This window comes from Paenibacillus sp. J31P316, assembly GCF_056269105.1.
On the sequence record NZ_JBWDNI010000005.1, the window covers coordinates 111,534 to 127,890 of the forward strand.

Consider the following 16,357-nt stretch of genomic DNA (forward strand, 5'->3'; position numbering starts at 1 on the left):
TACACTTATACATGTAAGCAAGAGAGCACAGCGGAATACGAAGAAGTCCACCGAAGCACAGCAAACCCAAATTCGAGGAGGCCTTTCAAATGACAACGACGAATCAAGCAAGCCAAGCAGCTCAAGCCAATCAAGCAAACCCCACCGGTTCCGAAATCCGCCCCTTCCGCATCCATATCGCCCAAGCGGACTTGGACGATCTGAAGCAGCGCTTAGCGAATACGCGCTGGCTGAACGGCGCAGCAGGCTCGGAATGGAAGTACGGCGTATCCAAGGATTATCTGAAGGACGTCGTCGGCCACTGGCACGACAGCTACGATTGGCGCAAGTTTGAGGCGCGCCTGAATGAATATCCGCAATTCATCACGACCATCGACGGCGCGAACATTCACTTCATGCACATCGCATCCCCGGAGCCGAATGCCGTTCCGCTCCTTCTTACGCACGGGTTCCCCAGCTCGATTGCCGAGTTCCTCGATGTGATCGGTCCTCTGACCGATCCGCGCGCCTACGGCGGAGACCCGGCCGATGCATTCCATCTCGTCATTCCGTCCGTACCCGGCTTTGGGTTCTCGGGCTCAAGCCTGGAGGAAGGCTGGAACATTACCCGCATCGCGCATGCTTGGGATGAGCTGATGAGCCGCCTCGGGTACGACGAGTATGGCTCTCACGGCAGCGATCTCGGCGCGCTCGTCTCGAGAGAACTTGGCCTGATCAAGCCGCAGGGACTGCTCGCGCTTCACGTGCTCCAGCTCTTCTCCTTCCCTTCCGGCGATCCGGCCGAGATGGCCAATCTAACGGAGGAGGATGGCCGAAGACTGCAATTCCTCGCGAACTTCCATGAGCGCGCCGGCTTCAACGCGATACAATCGACTCGCCCGCAGACGCTGTCTTACGGCCTCGCGGACTCCCCGGTCGGTCAACTCGCCTGGATCGCCGAACTGTTTAACGGATTTGGCGACCACATCGACTTCATCGATCGCGATTCACTGCTTACGAATACGATGATTTATTGGTTAACGAACACGATGGAGTCGGCGGCCCGCCTTTACTACGAGAACGCGCATCTTCCAAGTCCCTCCGCTCAGGAAGTGAATACGTCGCCAACCGGCATTGCCGTATTCGGCAACGATTTCAAGTCGATCGGCCTCTTTGCCAGACGGGACAACTCGAACATCGTTCAGTGGTCGGAATTCGAGCGCGGCACGCATTTTGCGGCCTACGACGAGCCTCGGCTTCTGGTCTCCGAACTTCAAAGCTTCTTCCGCCGCTTCCGTTAGTCGTTTCCGTCAGTCGCTTCCGTCCACTGTATAGGCCGCACGTCGGCCTTTTTCTATACCGGCCCTCCGTATGAGAGTTCTGCTTATAAAGGCATTCCCATCCAGGCGTAGAATCTTGGTAGTAGCGAACACGGCGAAGCTGAATTCGCATGATCGTTACCAGCTACACCAAGGAGGATGCCGTTATGAAACTGGACCGCTTATTGGCGATTACGATGACCTTGCTCAATCAACCTCGCGTGAGCGCAACGGCCTTGGCCGAGCGTTTCGAAGTGTCTCTGCGAACGATATACCGGGATATGGACGCCATCAATCAATCGGGGATCCCGATCGTGTCCTACCCCGGTGCGGATGGAGGGTACGAAATTATGTCCAGCTACCGGATCGACAAGCAAGTGCTGACGCTCGATGATTTCGCGTCCATCTATACGGCCCTTCGCGGCATCCGCACCGCGACGGACAGCGCGGATGATCATGAGCTGCTCGACAAAATCGGGGCGATGATTCCGGGCATGGCCGGGGTCGCCCCAACCGGAATTTCCAAGATCGATCTTGACTTCAAACCGACGCCTAATGATAAGGAGAAATTCGCTCCGCTGCATGAAGCCATCAAAAGCCTGCAGCTGGTGCACTTCGCCTACTTGAACAATAACGGTCAAGAATCCGAGCGCACGGTCGAGCCGATGGGCCTTTATCTGAAAGGCTATGTCTGGTATTTCTACGGCTATTGCCTGCTGCGGTCCGAGATGCGCAACTTCCGATTATCCCGCATTCTCCGTCTGCAGGTGCTGCCGGAGACATTCGTTCGGCGGAATTATACCCTTCAGGACGTGGAGAAGCAGTTCATGAACCGAGCAGACTTCTCCAAGGTGAAGGTACTGCTGCATTTCGCCCCATCCGCGAGGACGCGCGTGCTGGATGAATTCGGCTTCGACCAGATTCATGACAATATAGATGGCACATTGTCGGTCCATGCCCACTATTCCTCCGCGGCTCGCGCCATCCAGACGGTGCTTAGCTACGGCAGCCAGGTTACGGCGATTGAACCGCCGGATTTCATCCGGGAGTTAAAGAATCACATTCGAGCTATGGCGGAGAAATACGGCCAATAGGAGAAATTCCATTCGCCGCTTGCCCCCGGCCAAGCTAAGCTAGCAGTGCCGTTTGCATCAGCCCAAGCTCGAGCACGGAGGCAACCGCCTCCCCAAATTTTGTATATTCCCTTCGTTCCGGGACATACTCCTCCTATCAATGATCATGCAGAGGATGAACACCAATGAACCCGATGATTCGGACGCTAAGGGATAAATTTTCGGGCAACGACGATTTCTTCATGCTTCAAGACTCATTTCTAGGCAAGCCGGTCTTCTTATTCGGGTTGAAAACGCTCATTGATGTCGTGCTTATGAAACTCAACCTGCAAACGTATCATAATGCCGCCATCGAATCCAACATCACGCTGGACGCATTCAAAAAGGTACTCGGAGAAGTCAACGAACCAGCCGGCGCTCAGGATGTCTATATCCGCATTCTCCAAGGAAAACTATTGATTTATTTCGAGGAAGACGGCTCCAGCGTCATCATGGACCCTGCTCCCAAGGCGCTTCGCCGCGCCGTTGAGGCGCCGATCAACGAAAACGTATTGGAAGGCTCCCTGAACTCGTTCACGGAGGATATCGATACCAATATCGGATTGGTTCGCAAACAAGTACTCTCCGACAATTTGAGGGTGAATCTCTATCCGATCGGAACCGAAGAAACCTCGAATCTCGCGCTGGTCTATTACGAGGGCCGCGCCGATATGGATTTCATTCACAAAATCGTGAGCCAGATCGCAAAAAACAAGCACAAAAGCATCGAGAACATGCAGCAGCTTTCGAAAGAAATCATGGGGTTCCCGGCTTGGACCATGATCTCGAAATTCAACCATACGGAGCTGCCGCAAGAAGCCGCCCATTCCCTAAGAAAAGGACGTGCCGTTCTATTCGTCGATCAGCTTCCGGTCGCATTAGTCGCCCCCGGCATGTTATGGGATGCCTTCTGCCTGGACAGCGACCGGAACTTTCCGCTGCCGTTAATGGTGTTTGTACGCGTGCTTCGCGTCATTGGCGCATTGGCAACGATGATCCTGCCAGGACTGTACGTCGCCCTGGTCTCCGTCAATCCCGAAGTGCTCCGCATTGAAATGGCGTTATCCATTGCCCAAACCCGCGCCGGCGTCCCTTACCCCGCCATCATCGAAATCGTATTCATGTTTCTCGTCATCGAGCTCACGATCGAGGCCAGCCTCAGATTGCCCAAGACGATCGGACCGACGCTAACGATGGTCGGCGGAATCATACTGGGACAAGCCGCCGTGCAAGCGAAGCTGGTCAGTAATCTGCTCATTATCATTTTGGCGGCTACGACGATCGCGAACTCGACCATCGTCGGCTTGCAGCAGTCGCTGGCCCTTCGGCTTTCGAAATACGTGATTGTCGTCTTTGCCGCCATTTTCGGCGTACTCGGAATCTTGGAGGGGCTGCTTCTGATATGCGGGTATTTGGCAAGTTTAACTGCCTACGGAATTCCGTATGTCGGGTTCCCGAACGCGAAGGATGAGATGAATCGTGGATAAGTCGTGGCAAGCCGCGCTGATGTATTTTATTGTTCATCTCGGTCTGATCTTCTTTATGTACCCCGGAGATATTATCGCCAGCACGGAGGACGGGCATTGGATCCCCATCGTCTTAGGCTTTGCCATGCATATTACGGCGCTCGCCATATATCTCAAAGGTCTCGACCGCTGGGGAAACAAGGACGTTATCAGCCTGTATTTGAAAGCCGGCAAAGGAATCGCGCTTCTGTTCTTGCTGCCGCTAGTTGTTTATTGTCTAATGGCATGCATCATCATCGTTCGATGTACGTCGGAAATCATGACGATCGTGTTGCTGTCCAACACGCCGCTTTGGGCGATTATGCTTACGTTTCTGCTGATTCCGACCTATTTTGCTTTCAAAGGCATCACATCCATCTTTCGCACGGGGGTGCTGATCGGAATGATGAACGTGCCCATCATTTTGTTCTTTTTCTCGTTTTCCTTCCAGAATGTCGACTGGCGGTATGTTTTCCCCCTGATCGGCAATGCTTCGTTCTTGACCGAACCAAGCTACCTGCAAAGTTTTTTCGTGTTCGCCGGCGGCTTTCTGTTTCTTGGTTTTGTCCAGCCTCAGGTTGCCTTTCGGAAGCGTTATATATTGATTGGCGCCTTTGCGCTGCTGCCCTTCTATATTTTCTCGGTCTACATCCCGCTGCTGACCTTCGGCCAGGCTACGGCATCGACGTTCAACTTTCCGTTCGTCGTCTCGCTCGATACCATTTCGATCACGTGGCTGATGTTCGACCGAATCACCATCTTCTTGCTGCTTAGCCTGATATCCTTTATGATGCTTTTCTTATCCCTTTCCATGTGGACGACGATGCGAATCGTGAGCAAAAGCTTCCCTGCCATAAAACCTCGTTATTCGCTTGCGACGGTTCCTCTGCTTGTTTATATCGTTTGCTTGGCGATTCCGAGCTGGAAAGACATCGTGGGGTTGTTTTGGTGGGATACCGTATTAAGGTTTTATGTCATGGCAGCCATACCGCTATCGACTTATTTCTTCGCAAGCCGCTACAGAAAAAGGATGGTCGGGCAATGAAGCAACCCTTGAAACGCGCAGTCGGATTGGCGGCCGTCCTCGGACTCGCATCCCTTCTCGGCGGGTGTTGGGACAATAGAGACATCGATCACCGCTCCTTGCCCGTCGTGATGGGCGTGTCCATGCATAAAGACATGTACGAGGTTGTGCTGCAAATTCCGGAGACCAGCGAGAAGGGAATCAACATCCGAATATTGAACCAAAAGGGCAAAACCATCAACCAGGCCGTGGATAAAATCAGCGAGCGAATGGAGAGCAGCGTCGACCTTCTTCATCTGAAAGTGATCCTGGTCGAAAAAGGCTATGCGCAGCAAGGCCTTCAAGACAGTATTTCCAGTTTCATGAGGTCCCGGGATATATCTCCGAAAACGATCATTGCCATATGCGACGAGAAACTGGATCCTTTTTTCCAATTCGTGAAAAGATCCATGACGCCAAGAGGCACGACGCTCTACGATTGTTTCGAGAAGAACGCGGGCTGGAATCCTCAGATGTCCCTGACGCGCATCTGGGAAGTCTACCGAAGCATCCATTCGTACACGCGCGACGTAGCGATTCCCATGATTAAATCGGGGCGTAACGGAACGATCGATTACCTAGGCTCCGCCATCATCAAGAACGGCAAGATGGTGGATCAAATTTCTCCCGAGGAAACGCTGCTTTTCAATTCCTTTAACGGGCATAGCGCGCAAGGGAAAATAGAAGTCATGGACCACGCCAGCGTTCTGGTCCTGCGAAGCTCCATGCGTCATCGCAGCAAATTCCTTCAAGGCACGCCGTATCTGGACGTTCAAATCACGATGAAGGTATCGATCGTGGAAACGAAAGGAGCCGTGACCTCGCAGATGATCAACCAAGAGCTGGAAGACATTCTTACGAAGAGGTTCAACGGGATGTTCCGCAAATCGCAAATGCGCGAAGCCGACATCCTCGGGTTAGGGCAATACTTCAGAAACAAAATGTCCAGGGCGCAATTGCGCGACTGGCGAAACTTGTATTTCCCGAAACTCAAAATCAATTATAAAATCAAATCGATCATTCAAAATGACGGAAATACGAAGCTATCTTAACCGAAGCTTTCTTAGCCATAGATGCAAAAAAAAGAGAAACGAAAAAGCAACCCGTCGTTATAAACGCGGGTTGCTTTTTCGTTCGTCCGCAGCCGTCTTACGCCTCGTCCGACGCCCCATGTCCGCCCCGGACTTGCGCGCGGTATGCGCTCGGCGACAGCCCGACCTTCTTCTTGAACATAAAGCTGAAATGCGCCGTATCCTTGAAGCCGACGGCATACGCGACCTCGTAGGACTTCATGTCTTCGCGCAGCAGCTTGTTCTTGGCCGCTTCGATTCGGAAGTCCCACAGCAGGTCGGTGAAATTCGTGCCCGTCTCCTTCTTGATCAGCCGGCTGAGATAGGAATAGTTGACGTTCAGCTTCTGGGCGACCGACTGCAGCGTCAGCTCCTCCATGTACTGCTCGCGGATGAGCTGGCGAACGCCGGAAATCACCTTGAGCGGCGAATCGGACAGCTCCGCGCGCATCAGCTCCTGATAGGCGAGCAGCTGCTTCTCCAACTCCTTCATGATGTCCGTCAGCAGCACGGCGCGAATCAGCTTCCCGCGAATATCGACGGACATGCCGTGCGAAGGCTTAAGACCGAAGTCCGCCAGCGCCGCCTCCGCCTTCTCGATGAGCTGCAATGCATAGTGCTGCATGTCCTTCTTGCTTGCGCCGACGGAGAGCATGCTGCGGTACGAGTCCTTGAGCAGCGCGCGGATTTCCTCGGCGTCGCCCCCGCGCAGCGCGTCCGCGATCCGGCCGAGCGAGGCGCCCGTCTCCTGCTCCTTCTCGGTCAGGAACGACTCCATCGCATCGTAAGCGATGACGGAATTTTTGCCGAGCAGCATCCGGTATTCCATGCATTTCTTCACCTGACGCAAGGCTTCCGGCAGCTGGCAGTAGGTCTGGAACGATTGGCTGATGCCGACGGACAACGATAATCCGCGCGTCGTATCGCCGCCTGCGGCGATCTCGTTGGCGAATGCCATCAGCCGATCCCGCTCTCCCTGCGCTCCCGTAAGCGGCAGGCACAAGTAGATGCCGCTTGCGGAGGAGGACGTCCAGCCCTTCAATCCCGCGGCGCCGGCCGTTTGGGCGAGCTGGCCGCGCAGATGCGCCGCCGCAAACGGAAAATGCTCGCCCTCGTCGTCCCGCGGCGCGTCCAGCTCGGCGTACAGCAGCAGGAAGCCGTTGTCCAGCAGCCCGTTCTCCGCCAGCCAATGCCGCTTGTAGTCGTCGCCATACTCTCCCGCCAGCAGCTCGAAGAACCGATCATGCTCCTGCCAGTCCGCAAGCAGCGGCTCCTGGGAACGCAGCGAGGCCACCGTGCGGATCAGTTCCTCCGGCAGGAACGGCTTGGTCACGAAATCCGCCACGCCGAGCTTGATCGCCTTGCGCGCGTAATCGAACTCGTGATAAGCCGTCAGGAAGACGATCGGAATCGCCGGATACCGCCCGCGCAGCTCCTCGGCGAACGTAATGCCGTCCATGACCGGCATGCGAATATCCGTAATGACGACATCCGGCAGCTGCCCGGAGGCCGCCAGCAGATCCAGCGCTTCTTGCCCGTTGGACGCCGTCCAGGCTACCTCGCAGCCGATTTCCTTCCAGCCGGCCATGGAGGCCAGAAACGTTACGATTTCGCGTTCATCGTCCACAATCATGATGCGCATGCGGTCAGCTCCCCTCGTTGTCTTGCAGCATCTGTATGGGCATGACGACCCGGATCAGCGTCGTCCCCTCTTGGCGAAGCAGGCTCGCGCCGTAAGTATTGCCGTAGTGCAGCCGCAGTCTTGCATTGACGTTCTCAAGGCCTGAACCGAGCCCTCTGGAGCGCCGCAGGGCGAGATTCCCGCTCTCCCCGTCGCTCTCCTCGTTCGATGAGCTGTTCTCGATCTCGATGACAAGCTCGTACTGCACTTCCTTGACCGTAATGGCGATCGTCCCTCCCTCAGGGAGACGGTCGATGCCATGCACGACCGCATTCTCGACCAGCGGCTGGAGCAGCAGCTTCGGAATGGCGATTTTGTGATACATATCGGGCAGGTCGATCGAGTAAGACAATCGGTCGCCGTAGCGATAACGATGAATCTCCAAATACTTGCGGACGAACTCCATCTCCGTGCCCAGCTCGACGAAGGCGTTGCCCGGCGTAATCGAGAACCTGAAAATCCCGGACAAGTGATGAATCATCTGCGGAATATGCTTGGCCTTCTCCGGCGAGTGCGACATGATGCTGATGTATTCCATCGTGTTGTAGAGAAAATGCGGATTGATGTACATCCGGATCGCCTTCAGCTCGGCCTCGCGAATGAGCAGCTCGTTCTTGTAATTGGTCTCGATGAGATGGCTCGTCCGCTCGACGAGACTGTTGAAGCCGTTGCAAAGCATGGCGATTTCGTCCTTGGTCGTAATGCCGGTAATCGGCTGGTACTCCTCCCGCTCCGCCGCCCGCATGAGTCGGGTCAGCCGCTGAATCGGAATCGTGATCCGGCGGAGAACCACGTAGGTGACGATCGTGATGGCCAGCCACGCGGCCAGCGTCACCCCGACGGTGAACAGCGCCTGCTGCTTCACGAGACCGCCGGTACCGGGGCTTGCAAGGAGAACGTACCGAAACTCGGAATAGCGGGATTTTTGCCGGATGACGATCTCTTTCAGCGGTTCCCGGATATCCAGCAGATGGCCGATCTTATTGGCATCGGAGGCGCTCATGATCTGATTGTCGGAATTGGTAATATAGAACATGTTCGGCTCGAACGAGGCGAACATGGATTGCAGCGACGCGGTGTCCAGCGTGACGATAAGACGCCCCGTCTCGGAATCAAGCGAAGGCCGCTGTCCCTCTTCGAATATCTTCACCACGCAGGCGATGCGCCGGTCGTCGTTGAAGAACGCCCATTCCGGCAGCCGATCGAATTCGAATGGCATTTTCCAGAACGCCTCCGGATAAAGCAAGCGCTTTCGAGAGTCCGTGCTATAGAGCAGGCCTTTCTTGTCCAGCACGTAGATGCCGCTGACGAACGGGCCGATCTTCAACTTGGCGGTCGCGAGCTCGGACTGGAGCATCACATTGACGGAAGCTTTCAAGCTCTCGTCCGTCCTGCCCTTGTTCGCGCTGCGGAGCAGCGATTGCAGAAACACGTTCTCGCTGATCGGCGTCATCTGGCTCTTCACCGCATAGAGCACTTCATCGAACTTGTCGGCGGTGCCGGACAACCGCTGCTGCGCCTCTTCGGCGGCTTTCTTCTCGATCACGAGACTCGATCGGATATAGAAGGTGGAGCTCACGATAATGAGCGGAATCAACGTAAGGAGGGAGTAGATGATGAGCATCTTGTAAAACAAACGGGAGCGAATGGGATCCAGCACGTTTGCGGTCAGCCATGTCATAGGGAAGGGTCTCCTGTTCGGTTAGTAGGGCGCTTCGTCTGAGAGAGGAGGTTGTGATTTCATTATGCTATAAAGCGTGGGATATTCAAGCGAAACTTGTAGAATGCTGTCTATTTATTATATAAAAGCTTCCAGTATGCCGCGATCTCGACGGTCTCGAAGCCGGCTTACGAGAAGACATGCGAAAGAAGAGGCATCCGATCGGAAACGGACGCCTCTTCTCAGCGTAGAGAAACTCCCGTAGTTTACGGCTGCGGAATTCTCTTCGTTTTAGCTTACTCGGTCAAACTCTCGCCCTTCTGCGAGATCGTTGCGTTCATGACGATTGACTCCCACTTCCGGAGAATGTTGCGTTCCCTGACAACCAAACCGCATCCACCGGGAGAATGTTGCGTTCCCTGACGATCGACTCCCGCCTCCGGGGGAATATTGCGTTTCCTGACAACCAAACACCGTCCACCGGGAGAACGTTGCGTTCCCTGACGATCGACTCCCGCCTCGGGGGGAATATTGCGTTCCTGACAATTGACTCCCGCCTCCGGGGGAATATTGCGTTTCCTGACAACCAAACCGCGTCCTCCGGGAGAAATAAATGCAAAAATACAATTATTTTCGGCTATTTGAGCAGATTCGGAGAAATAGATGCAAATATGCACTTATTTTTTGTTTTTCAGCGCCTATAGCCCAGTTCTCCGGGAAATAAGTGTAGATTTGCAGTTATTTCTTTTAATTCAGACAAAAGTGCAGATATAAGTGCAGATTTGCAGTTATTTCAATTACTTCAAGCGAACGGTTCGAATACATGTAGAGTCGTGGAGATACTTATTCCACCCGCTGAATGCAAAGCGCAGGAAAAGGTGCATCTACGCCGTTTTGCAGCCACTCAGCACCTATGCGCGGATTGGTCATTGATCGCTGCCATGGTCGTAGGACAAGGGCAGCTCTCGCGACAGCCTGAGAAGGGGCGTCCGATCGGAATCGGTCGCCCCTTCTCAGGCTGTATTATTCTCTTTTCCTTCTGACGTTGCCTTTTGCCTTCTTGTCTAATACTTGCAATATTCTACTCACTGCTTACTACCTTTTGCGTTCTGCATTCTGCATTCTGCGTTCTGCGTTCTTCGTTCTTCGTTCTGCTTTAATTCAACTTTCTATCTCAACTTACTTCTACTTCTACTTCTACTTCTACTTCTGCTTCTGCTTCTGCTTCTGCTTCTGCTTATGCTTCTACTTCTGCTTATGCTTATGCTTCTACTTTTTATCTCAGCTTGCTTCCTTCTACTTACTTCCTTCTACTCACTTACTTCCTTCTACTACTACTTACTTCCTTCTACCTTCTACCTTCCACTTCACTTCTTCTGCTTCTACCCCCACCTCTACCGTCTTCCCTATCCTCCCGCCTTGCCTGCTGCCATTAACGATTCGGCACCGCCGCCGCATGGCGGTTGATCGGAATCGGCAGACCCAAATTCCCGCGCAGCGTATCGGCTTCGTAGTCGTCGCGGAATAATCCGCGCGCCTGCAAGATCGGCACCACGTGATCGACGAACTCCTCCAGCCCGTTCGGCGCGGACGAACCGACGATGAAGCCGTCGGCTGCTCCCGCCTCGAACCAAGCCTGCAGCTTGTCGGCGACCGCTTCCGGCGTGCCGAGGAACGTCGGCTTCGGCGTCGCTACCTGCAGCGCGACCTGGCGAAGCGTCAGCCCTTCTTCCCTCGCCCGTTCTTTCATGCGGTCCGTCGCGCTCCGGAAGCTGTTGCGTCCAAGCTCGCCCAGATCCGGGAACGGCTCGTCAAGCGGATATTGGGAGAAATCGTGATGCTCGTAGAAGCGTCCGAGGAAATCCAGCGCCTTGTCGATCGAGACCAGATTGGCCACTGCTTCGTACTTGCGCTCCACTTCCTCCTGCGTGCTGCCGATGATCGGCCCGATACCCGGCAAGATGACGATTTCCTCGGGATTCCGGCCCAGCGCCGCCGCACGGCCTTTCACGTCGTCGTAATACAGCTTTGCCTCCTCGATCGACTCTTGTCCCGTGAAGATGGCGTTCGCCCATTTGGCCGCGAACTGCTTCCCGGATTCGGACGCTCCCGCTTGGAAAATAACCGTTTCGCCTTGCTTGGATCTTGCGATATTCAGCGGTCCTTTGACCGAGAAATAGTTCCCCTTATGGTCGAGCGTATGCATCTTCTCCGGGTCGAAGAAAACGCCGGACTCCTTATCCCGCACGAACGCGCCTTCTTCCCACGAATTCCACAGGCCGGTCGCGACCTCCAGGTATTCGTCCGCGATCCGGTAGCGCTCGGAATGAGCCGGATGCTGCTGCTCCGTCTTGCCGAAGTTAAGCGCGGAGCCTTCCAGCGGCGAAGTCACCACGTTCCAGCCCGCTCTGCCATGGCTGATCATATCGAGGGACGCGAACTGGCGGGACACCGTGAACGGCTCGCTGTAGGAGGTCGACAACGTGCCGACCAGTCCGATCTTGGAACTGACGCCGGCCAGCGCGCTCAGGATCGTCAACGGCTCGAAGCGGTTCAGGAAATGCGGAATCGATTTCTCCGTAATGTATAGTCCGTCGGCGATGAAGACGAAGTCGAATTTCCCTTCCTCCGCCTTCTGCGTCCACTTCTTATAAAGCTCGAAATTGACGCTCGCATCCGTAATCGCGTCCCGGTGCCGCCATCCGGAGATGTTGCCTCCGACGCCGTGCAAAATCGCGCCAAGCTTGATCTGTCTCTTCGTTCCCATGATCATTTCCTCCCTTAACTATCCTTCGTAATTGAAGCTCGCCCGGTCCAGGGACGTTGAACGTCCGGAACAGAACAGTAATCCTTTAGATCCGCCAATCCACGGAAACAGGTCGCCGGCCGGCCTGTATGCTCAGTTCCCTATCCAACGGGTCGTGGCAGGCAACGAAATGGTCGCGGTCGATCGCGCGCATTTCGGGCTGTTCCACCGCGCATCTGGCGGTCGCAGCCGGGCATCGGGTGCGGAAACGGCAGCCGGACGGCGGATTGGCCGGCGACGGTATCTCTCCCTGAAGGGCGGCCAATTCGCGGTGCCGATCCGGAACAGGGACCGGAATCGAGGCGATGAGCGCTCTCGTATAATGGTGGGCCGGCCGCCTGAACAGCTCCTCGCTCGGCGCGATTTCAACCAATTTGCCCAAATACATGACGCCGATCCGATCCGAGACGTACCGCACGATATTCAGCCCGTGACCGATGAACATGGAGGTCAAATTCAGCCGCTGCCGGAGATCCTGAAGCAGATTGACGATCTGCGCCTGAACCGAGACGTCGAGCGCCGATACCGCCTCGTCCGCCAGCAGAAACTTCGGACGGAGCGCGATCGCTCTCGCAATGCCGATCCGCTGCCGCTGCCCGCCCGAGAATTCATGGGGATAGCGATCGTAAGCGGACGAGCTCAAGCCGACGAGCTGCAGCAGCTCCTGTACGGACTCCCGCTTCTCGGCGGCGCTCAGTCCACCGTGGACGGCGAACGGTTCGCCGATAATATCGCCGACCTTCCACCTTGGGTCAACGGAACCGTACGGATCCTGGAAGATCATCTGCATATGCTTCCGTTCCTCCCGCAAGCGGGCCGAGGACAGCGCCCCTAAGTCCTGACCTTCGAACACGACGGACCCGGAAGTCGGCTTCTCGAGCTGCAGCAGTACCCGGCCGAGCGTCGATTTGCCGCTGCCCGACTCGCCTACCAGCCCGAACGTCTCGCCCTTGCGAATCGCGAACGATACGTCGTCGACGGCTTGAACCGCCTTCTTCGACCAGGAGAAGATCGAACGGTCAAACGGATAATGCTTCGTCACATGCCGGAGCTCGAATAAGGCGTCTTCGTGAGACGTCACGAGCGCAGAGTCCGGCGCTTCGGACAAGCCAGCTTCCCCAGCCGTGACCGCAGCCGCTATCGATCCTGTAGCTGTGGCCGCAGCCGTGGTCGCAGCCGCTATCGATGCAGCAGTTGTCACCTTGGCTGAAGCGACTGCCGATTCCGCAGGCAGCTCCGCCGGCGAAGCCAACGCAGGAGGCGTTTCCCCGGACCATTCCGCGCGGAAAACATCCTCGACCGCCGGCGCCGGCGGCCGATCGCTCGGATCGGCGGCAAGCTGCTCCACGTGCCAGCAAGCGGCCTGCCGGCCTGCCCGATCGAGCAGCGGCGGCGCTTCGCTCTTGCATTGCTCCGTCGCGAACGAACAGCGGGGATGGAAACGGCAGCCGGCCGGCAAGTCGGCAAGGCTCGGAATCGACCCCGGAATCGTAAAGAGCTTCTGCGAGCGGTCGCTGTCCATCGTCGTGATCGATCGCAGCAAGCCCATCGTGTACGGATGATGGGGCTCGGCGAACAATTCCGCGGCAGCGGCCTGCTCGACCACCTGCCCGGCGTACATGACCACGATGCGATCGGCGATTGCAGCCGCGACCCCTAAGTCATGCGTGATGAGCAATATGGCCATGTTGAACTCGTTCTTCAATTCCTGCAGCAGTTGCAGAATCTGCGCCTGTATCGTGACATCGAGCGCCGTCGTCGGTTCGTCGGCAATGAGCAGCTCGGGCTGGCAGCTTAAGGCCATGGCGATCATCGCCCGCTGCAGCATGCCGCCCGATAACTCGTTCGGGTACTGCTTCATCCGCAGCTCGGGCTCGGGGATGCCGACGCGCCGCAGCAGCTCCACCGCCCGCTGCTTAGCGTCGTTCGGCGTCTTGTTCCGGTCGTGCCGCCGAATGGTTTCGACGATCTGCCGGCCGATCGTAAACACCGGGTCGAACGCCGACATCGGCTCCTGGAAGACCATCGCCATCTTCTTCCCGCGCAGCGACCGGAGCGCCTGCTTCGGAAGCGCGGCGATATCGACGCCGTCGAGATGAATTTTGCCCGCGCTGATCGTGCCGTTCTCGTCGTCAATTAGACGCATGACGGCTTTGGAGGTGACCGTCTTCCCGCTCCCCGACTCGCCGACCAGGCATACGGTCTCGCCGGCTTTGATCGAGAAGCTCACGTCGCTGATCGCCTGCAGCACGCCCCGTCCACCCGCGAATTCCACGCTTACGCGCTCTATGTCCAGCAATTGACTCACATGCTTCCCCTCCTAAACACGACGTTTCCTCGGATCGAGCGTATCGCGCAGCTCGTCGCCGATCACGTTGACGGACAAGACGAACAGCGTAATGGCAAGGCCGGGAAACGTGCAGATCCACCAAGCGACCGTCAAGTAACCTCTCCCCTGAGACAGCAGCGCGCCCCAATCCGGAATTTCCTTGATTACGCCAAGCCCGAGAAAGCTAAGTCCGGAGCCGGTGAGAATCGAAGTGCCGACGCCGATGCAGGCCATAACGAGCAGCGGCGACAACGAATTGGGCAGCACATGCTTGAAGAAGATCGGCAGCTCCGAAGCGCCGATGGAACGGGACGCCAGAATGAACGGCCGGTTCTTGACGCTGAGAATTTGCCCGCGCATGATTCTGGCGTAGTTCGGAATCGAAGCCAGCGCAACCGCCAATATCAAGTTCCATAGACCCGGACCAAGCACCGCGGCGACCGCGAGCGCCAGCAGGACGCCCGGAATCGTCATGAACACGTCGATGATGCGCATCAGCACGCCTTCCACCCATCCGCCGAAATAGCCGGCCAGCGCGCCGATCAACGTGCCGGCCAAGCCGCCGACGATGACCGAAGCGAAGCCGATGAACAACGATTCCCGGGTTCCGTGCACCACGACGCTGAAGATGTCGCGTCCGAAATAATCGGTTCCGAACAAATGGGCGGCGCCGGGCGGCTGCAGTATCCGATCCGCCTGCATATCCGTCGGCGAATAAGGCGCGATCCACTGCGGCACGAGCGCGCATACGATCAGAAACAAGACGACCAGACCCGCGGCGTACACCATCAGCCGCGATACGGGCACCCTCGGAATCGAGCGCCGAAGGGCCGAGGAGGCCGCTTTCGTTCGCCATACCGGTTTAACCGATGCAGCTTCCCTCATCTTTCATTCCCCCTCTTAATGCTGCAGCCGCCTAACCCGCGGATCGATATACGAATACGAGATGTCGACCAAGGCGTTAATCGCGACGTAGACGATGGCCGTGAACAAAACAACGCCCTGCACGACCGGCAAATCCTTCGACATGATCGCATCGGAGATGATGCGTCCGATGCCCTGCCGCGAGAACACCGTTTCGATGACGACCGTGCCCGCCAGCATCTCGCCGACGAGTATTCCCATCATCGTAACCGCCGGGATAAGCGCATTGCGCAGCGCATGACGGTACATGACGGACCGCTCCAGCAATCCTTTGGCGCGCAGCGTCGTGATGAACGGCTCGCCCAGCACCTCGAGCATCGAGTTGCGCACCATGCGCACGATGAACCCCGCGCCGAGCAGACCGAGCGTAAGCGCAGGCAGCACCAGCGTTTTCCATCCGTCGGAGCCCATCGCGGGCAGCCAGCCGAGCGAGACGGAGAAGATGAGAATCATCAGGATGCCCGACCAGAAGGTCGGCATCGAGATGCCGAACAGGCCGATGATTCTGGCAAGAATATCAATCGGTCCGTTCCGGTGAATAGCCGACAGCACGCCGAGCACGACGCCGATGATAATGGCAATGGCCGAAGCCGCGCCAGCCAGCTCCAGCGTAGCCGGAAAATGAGCCAGGATTTTCGGCAGGACAGGCTCCGAATTCACGAGCGAATGTCCAAAGTCGCCTTGCAGCATTGCATTAAAATAGTTCAGCAGCTGTTCGTAGAAGGGCTGATCGACGCCAAGCTGGTGGCGGAGGTTGGCGATCGCCTCCGGACTCATCGCGCTCGGGTCGATCATGTTCATCACCACGTCGCCGGGCAGCACGTACAGAATACAGAACACCAAGATAGACGAGCCGGCCACGACGCCCACGGAGCTGAGCAATCGAACCGCTATGATTCTGGCCATTCT

The 16,357-nt window shown here is 56.5% G+C and carries 11 protein-coding genes; 5 read left to right on the top strand and 6 right to left on the bottom strand.

Going from position 1 to position 16,357, the window contains the following annotated elements:
- Nucleotides 1-89 precede the first annotated feature (89 nt).
- The 5 genes from AC0YNU_RS18085 (at nt 90) to AC0YNU_RS18105 (ending at nt 6,030) form a co-directional block, all read left to right on the top strand.
- The gene (locus tag AC0YNU_RS18085; protein ID WP_475759082.1) at nt 90-1,280 is read left to right on the top strand and encodes an epoxide hydrolase family protein; all 1,191 of its coding nucleotides are present in this window, start codon (nt 90-92) and stop codon (nt 1,278-1,280) included.
- Between the two features lie 185 nt (nt 1,281-1,465).
- Nucleotides 1,466-2,392: a helix-turn-helix transcriptional regulator gene (locus AC0YNU_RS18090; protein ID WP_475759084.1), complete on the top strand. Its 927-nt coding sequence runs from the start codon at nt 1,466-1,468 to the stop codon at nt 2,390-2,392.
- A gap of 164 nt (nt 2,393-2,556) precedes the next feature.
- Nucleotides 2,557-3,897 carry a spore germination protein gene (locus AC0YNU_RS18095; protein ID WP_475759086.1) on the top strand — a complete coding sequence of 447 codons (1,341 nt, stop codon included), beginning with the start codon at nt 2,557-2,559 and terminating at the stop codon, nt 3,895-3,897.
- Nucleotides 3,890-4,960 carry a GerAB/ArcD/ProY family transporter gene (locus tag AC0YNU_RS18100; RefSeq protein WP_475759088.1) on the top strand — a complete coding sequence of 357 codons (1,071 nt, stop codon included), beginning with the start codon at nt 3,890-3,892 and terminating at the stop codon, nt 4,958-4,960. Before AC0YNU_RS18095 ends, AC0YNU_RS18100 begins: the two co-directional genes overlap by 8 nt.
- The gene (locus AC0YNU_RS18105; RefSeq protein ID WP_475759090.1) at nt 4,957-6,030 is read left to right on the top strand and encodes a Ger(x)C family spore germination protein; all 1,074 of its coding nucleotides are present in this window, start codon (nt 4,957-4,959) and stop codon (nt 6,028-6,030) included. The genes AC0YNU_RS18100 and AC0YNU_RS18105 overlap by 4 nt, the downstream gene beginning before the upstream one ends.
- Nucleotides 6,031-6,127: 97 nt before the next feature.
- Here AC0YNU_RS18105 and AC0YNU_RS18110 read toward each other — a convergent pair whose 3' ends face one another.
- The 6 genes from AC0YNU_RS18110 to AC0YNU_RS18135 form a co-directional block, all read right to left on the bottom strand.
- On the bottom strand, nt 6,128-7,690 hold the full coding sequence (locus AC0YNU_RS18110) for a response regulator transcription factor (RefSeq protein ID WP_475759091.1): 1,563 nt from the start codon (nt 7,688-7,690) through the stop codon (nt 6,128-6,130).
- 4 nt (nt 7,691-7,694) lie between these two features.
- Nucleotides 7,695-9,410, bottom strand: a complete 1,716-nt coding sequence (locus AC0YNU_RS18115) for a cache domain-containing sensor histidine kinase (protein ID WP_475759093.1) — start codon at nt 9,408-9,410, stop codon at nt 7,695-7,697.
- Nucleotides 9,411-10,821: 1,411 nt separating this feature from the next.
- Nucleotides 10,822-12,156: an LLM class flavin-dependent oxidoreductase gene (locus AC0YNU_RS18120; protein ID WP_475759095.1), complete on the bottom strand. Its 1,335-nt coding sequence runs from the start codon at nt 12,154-12,156 to the stop codon at nt 10,822-10,824.
- An 85-nt stretch (nt 12,157-12,241) separates the two neighbouring features.
- Complete coding sequence (locus tag AC0YNU_RS18125; protein WP_475759097.1) at nt 12,242-14,503, bottom strand: ABC transporter ATP-binding protein; 2,262 nt, start codon at nt 14,501-14,503, stop codon at nt 12,242-12,244.
- A 12-nt stretch (nt 14,504-14,515) separates the two neighbouring features.
- A complete protein-coding gene (locus AC0YNU_RS18130) occupies nt 14,516-15,409 on the bottom strand; it encodes an ABC transporter permease (protein ID WP_475759099.1) in 894 nt (297 codons plus the stop codon).
- A gap of 15 nt (nt 15,410-15,424) precedes the next feature.
- Nucleotides 15,425-16,354 (bottom strand): ABC transporter permease, encoded by a 930-nt coding sequence (locus tag AC0YNU_RS18135; RefSeq protein ID WP_475759101.1) that lies wholly within the window; start codon nt 16,352-16,354, stop codon nt 15,425-15,427.
- Between the last annotated feature and the right edge of the window lie 3 nt (nt 16,355-16,357).

What these genes read in the sequence shown, in the direction of transcription:
- AC0YNU_RS18095 (WP_475759086.1), top strand. Translation starts at nt 2,557, where the DNA reads ATGAACCCGATGATTCGGACGCTAAGGGATAAATTTTCGGGCAACGAC.
- AC0YNU_RS18110 (WP_475759091.1), bottom strand. Translation starts at nt 7,690, where the DNA reads ATGCGCATCATGATTGTGGACGATGAACGCGAAATCGTAACGTTTCTG.
- AC0YNU_RS18115 (WP_475759093.1), bottom strand. Translation starts at nt 9,410, where the DNA reads ATGACATGGCTGACCGCAAACGTGCTGGATCCCATTCGCTCCCGTTTG.
- AC0YNU_RS18130 (WP_475759099.1), bottom strand. Translation starts at nt 15,409, where the DNA reads ATGAGGGAAGCTGCATCGGTTAAACCGGTATGGCGAACGAAAGCGGCC.
- AC0YNU_RS18105 (WP_475759090.1), top strand. Translation starts at nt 4,957, where the DNA reads ATGAAGCAACCCTTGAAACGCGCAGTCGGATTGGCGGCCGTCCTCGGA.
- AC0YNU_RS18120 (WP_475759095.1), bottom strand. Translation starts at nt 12,156, where the DNA reads ATGGGAACGAAGAGACAGATCAAGCTTGGCGCGATTTTGCACGGCGTC.
- AC0YNU_RS18135 (WP_475759101.1), bottom strand. Translation starts at nt 16,354, where the DNA reads ATGGCCAGAATCATAGCGGTTCGATTGCTCAGCTCCGTGGGCGTCGTG.
- AC0YNU_RS18085 (WP_475759082.1), top strand. Translation starts at nt 90, where the DNA reads ATGACAACGACGAATCAAGCAAGCCAAGCAGCTCAAGCCAATCAAGCA.
- AC0YNU_RS18090 (WP_475759084.1), top strand. Translation starts at nt 1,466, where the DNA reads ATGAAACTGGACCGCTTATTGGCGATTACGATGACCTTGCTCAATCAA.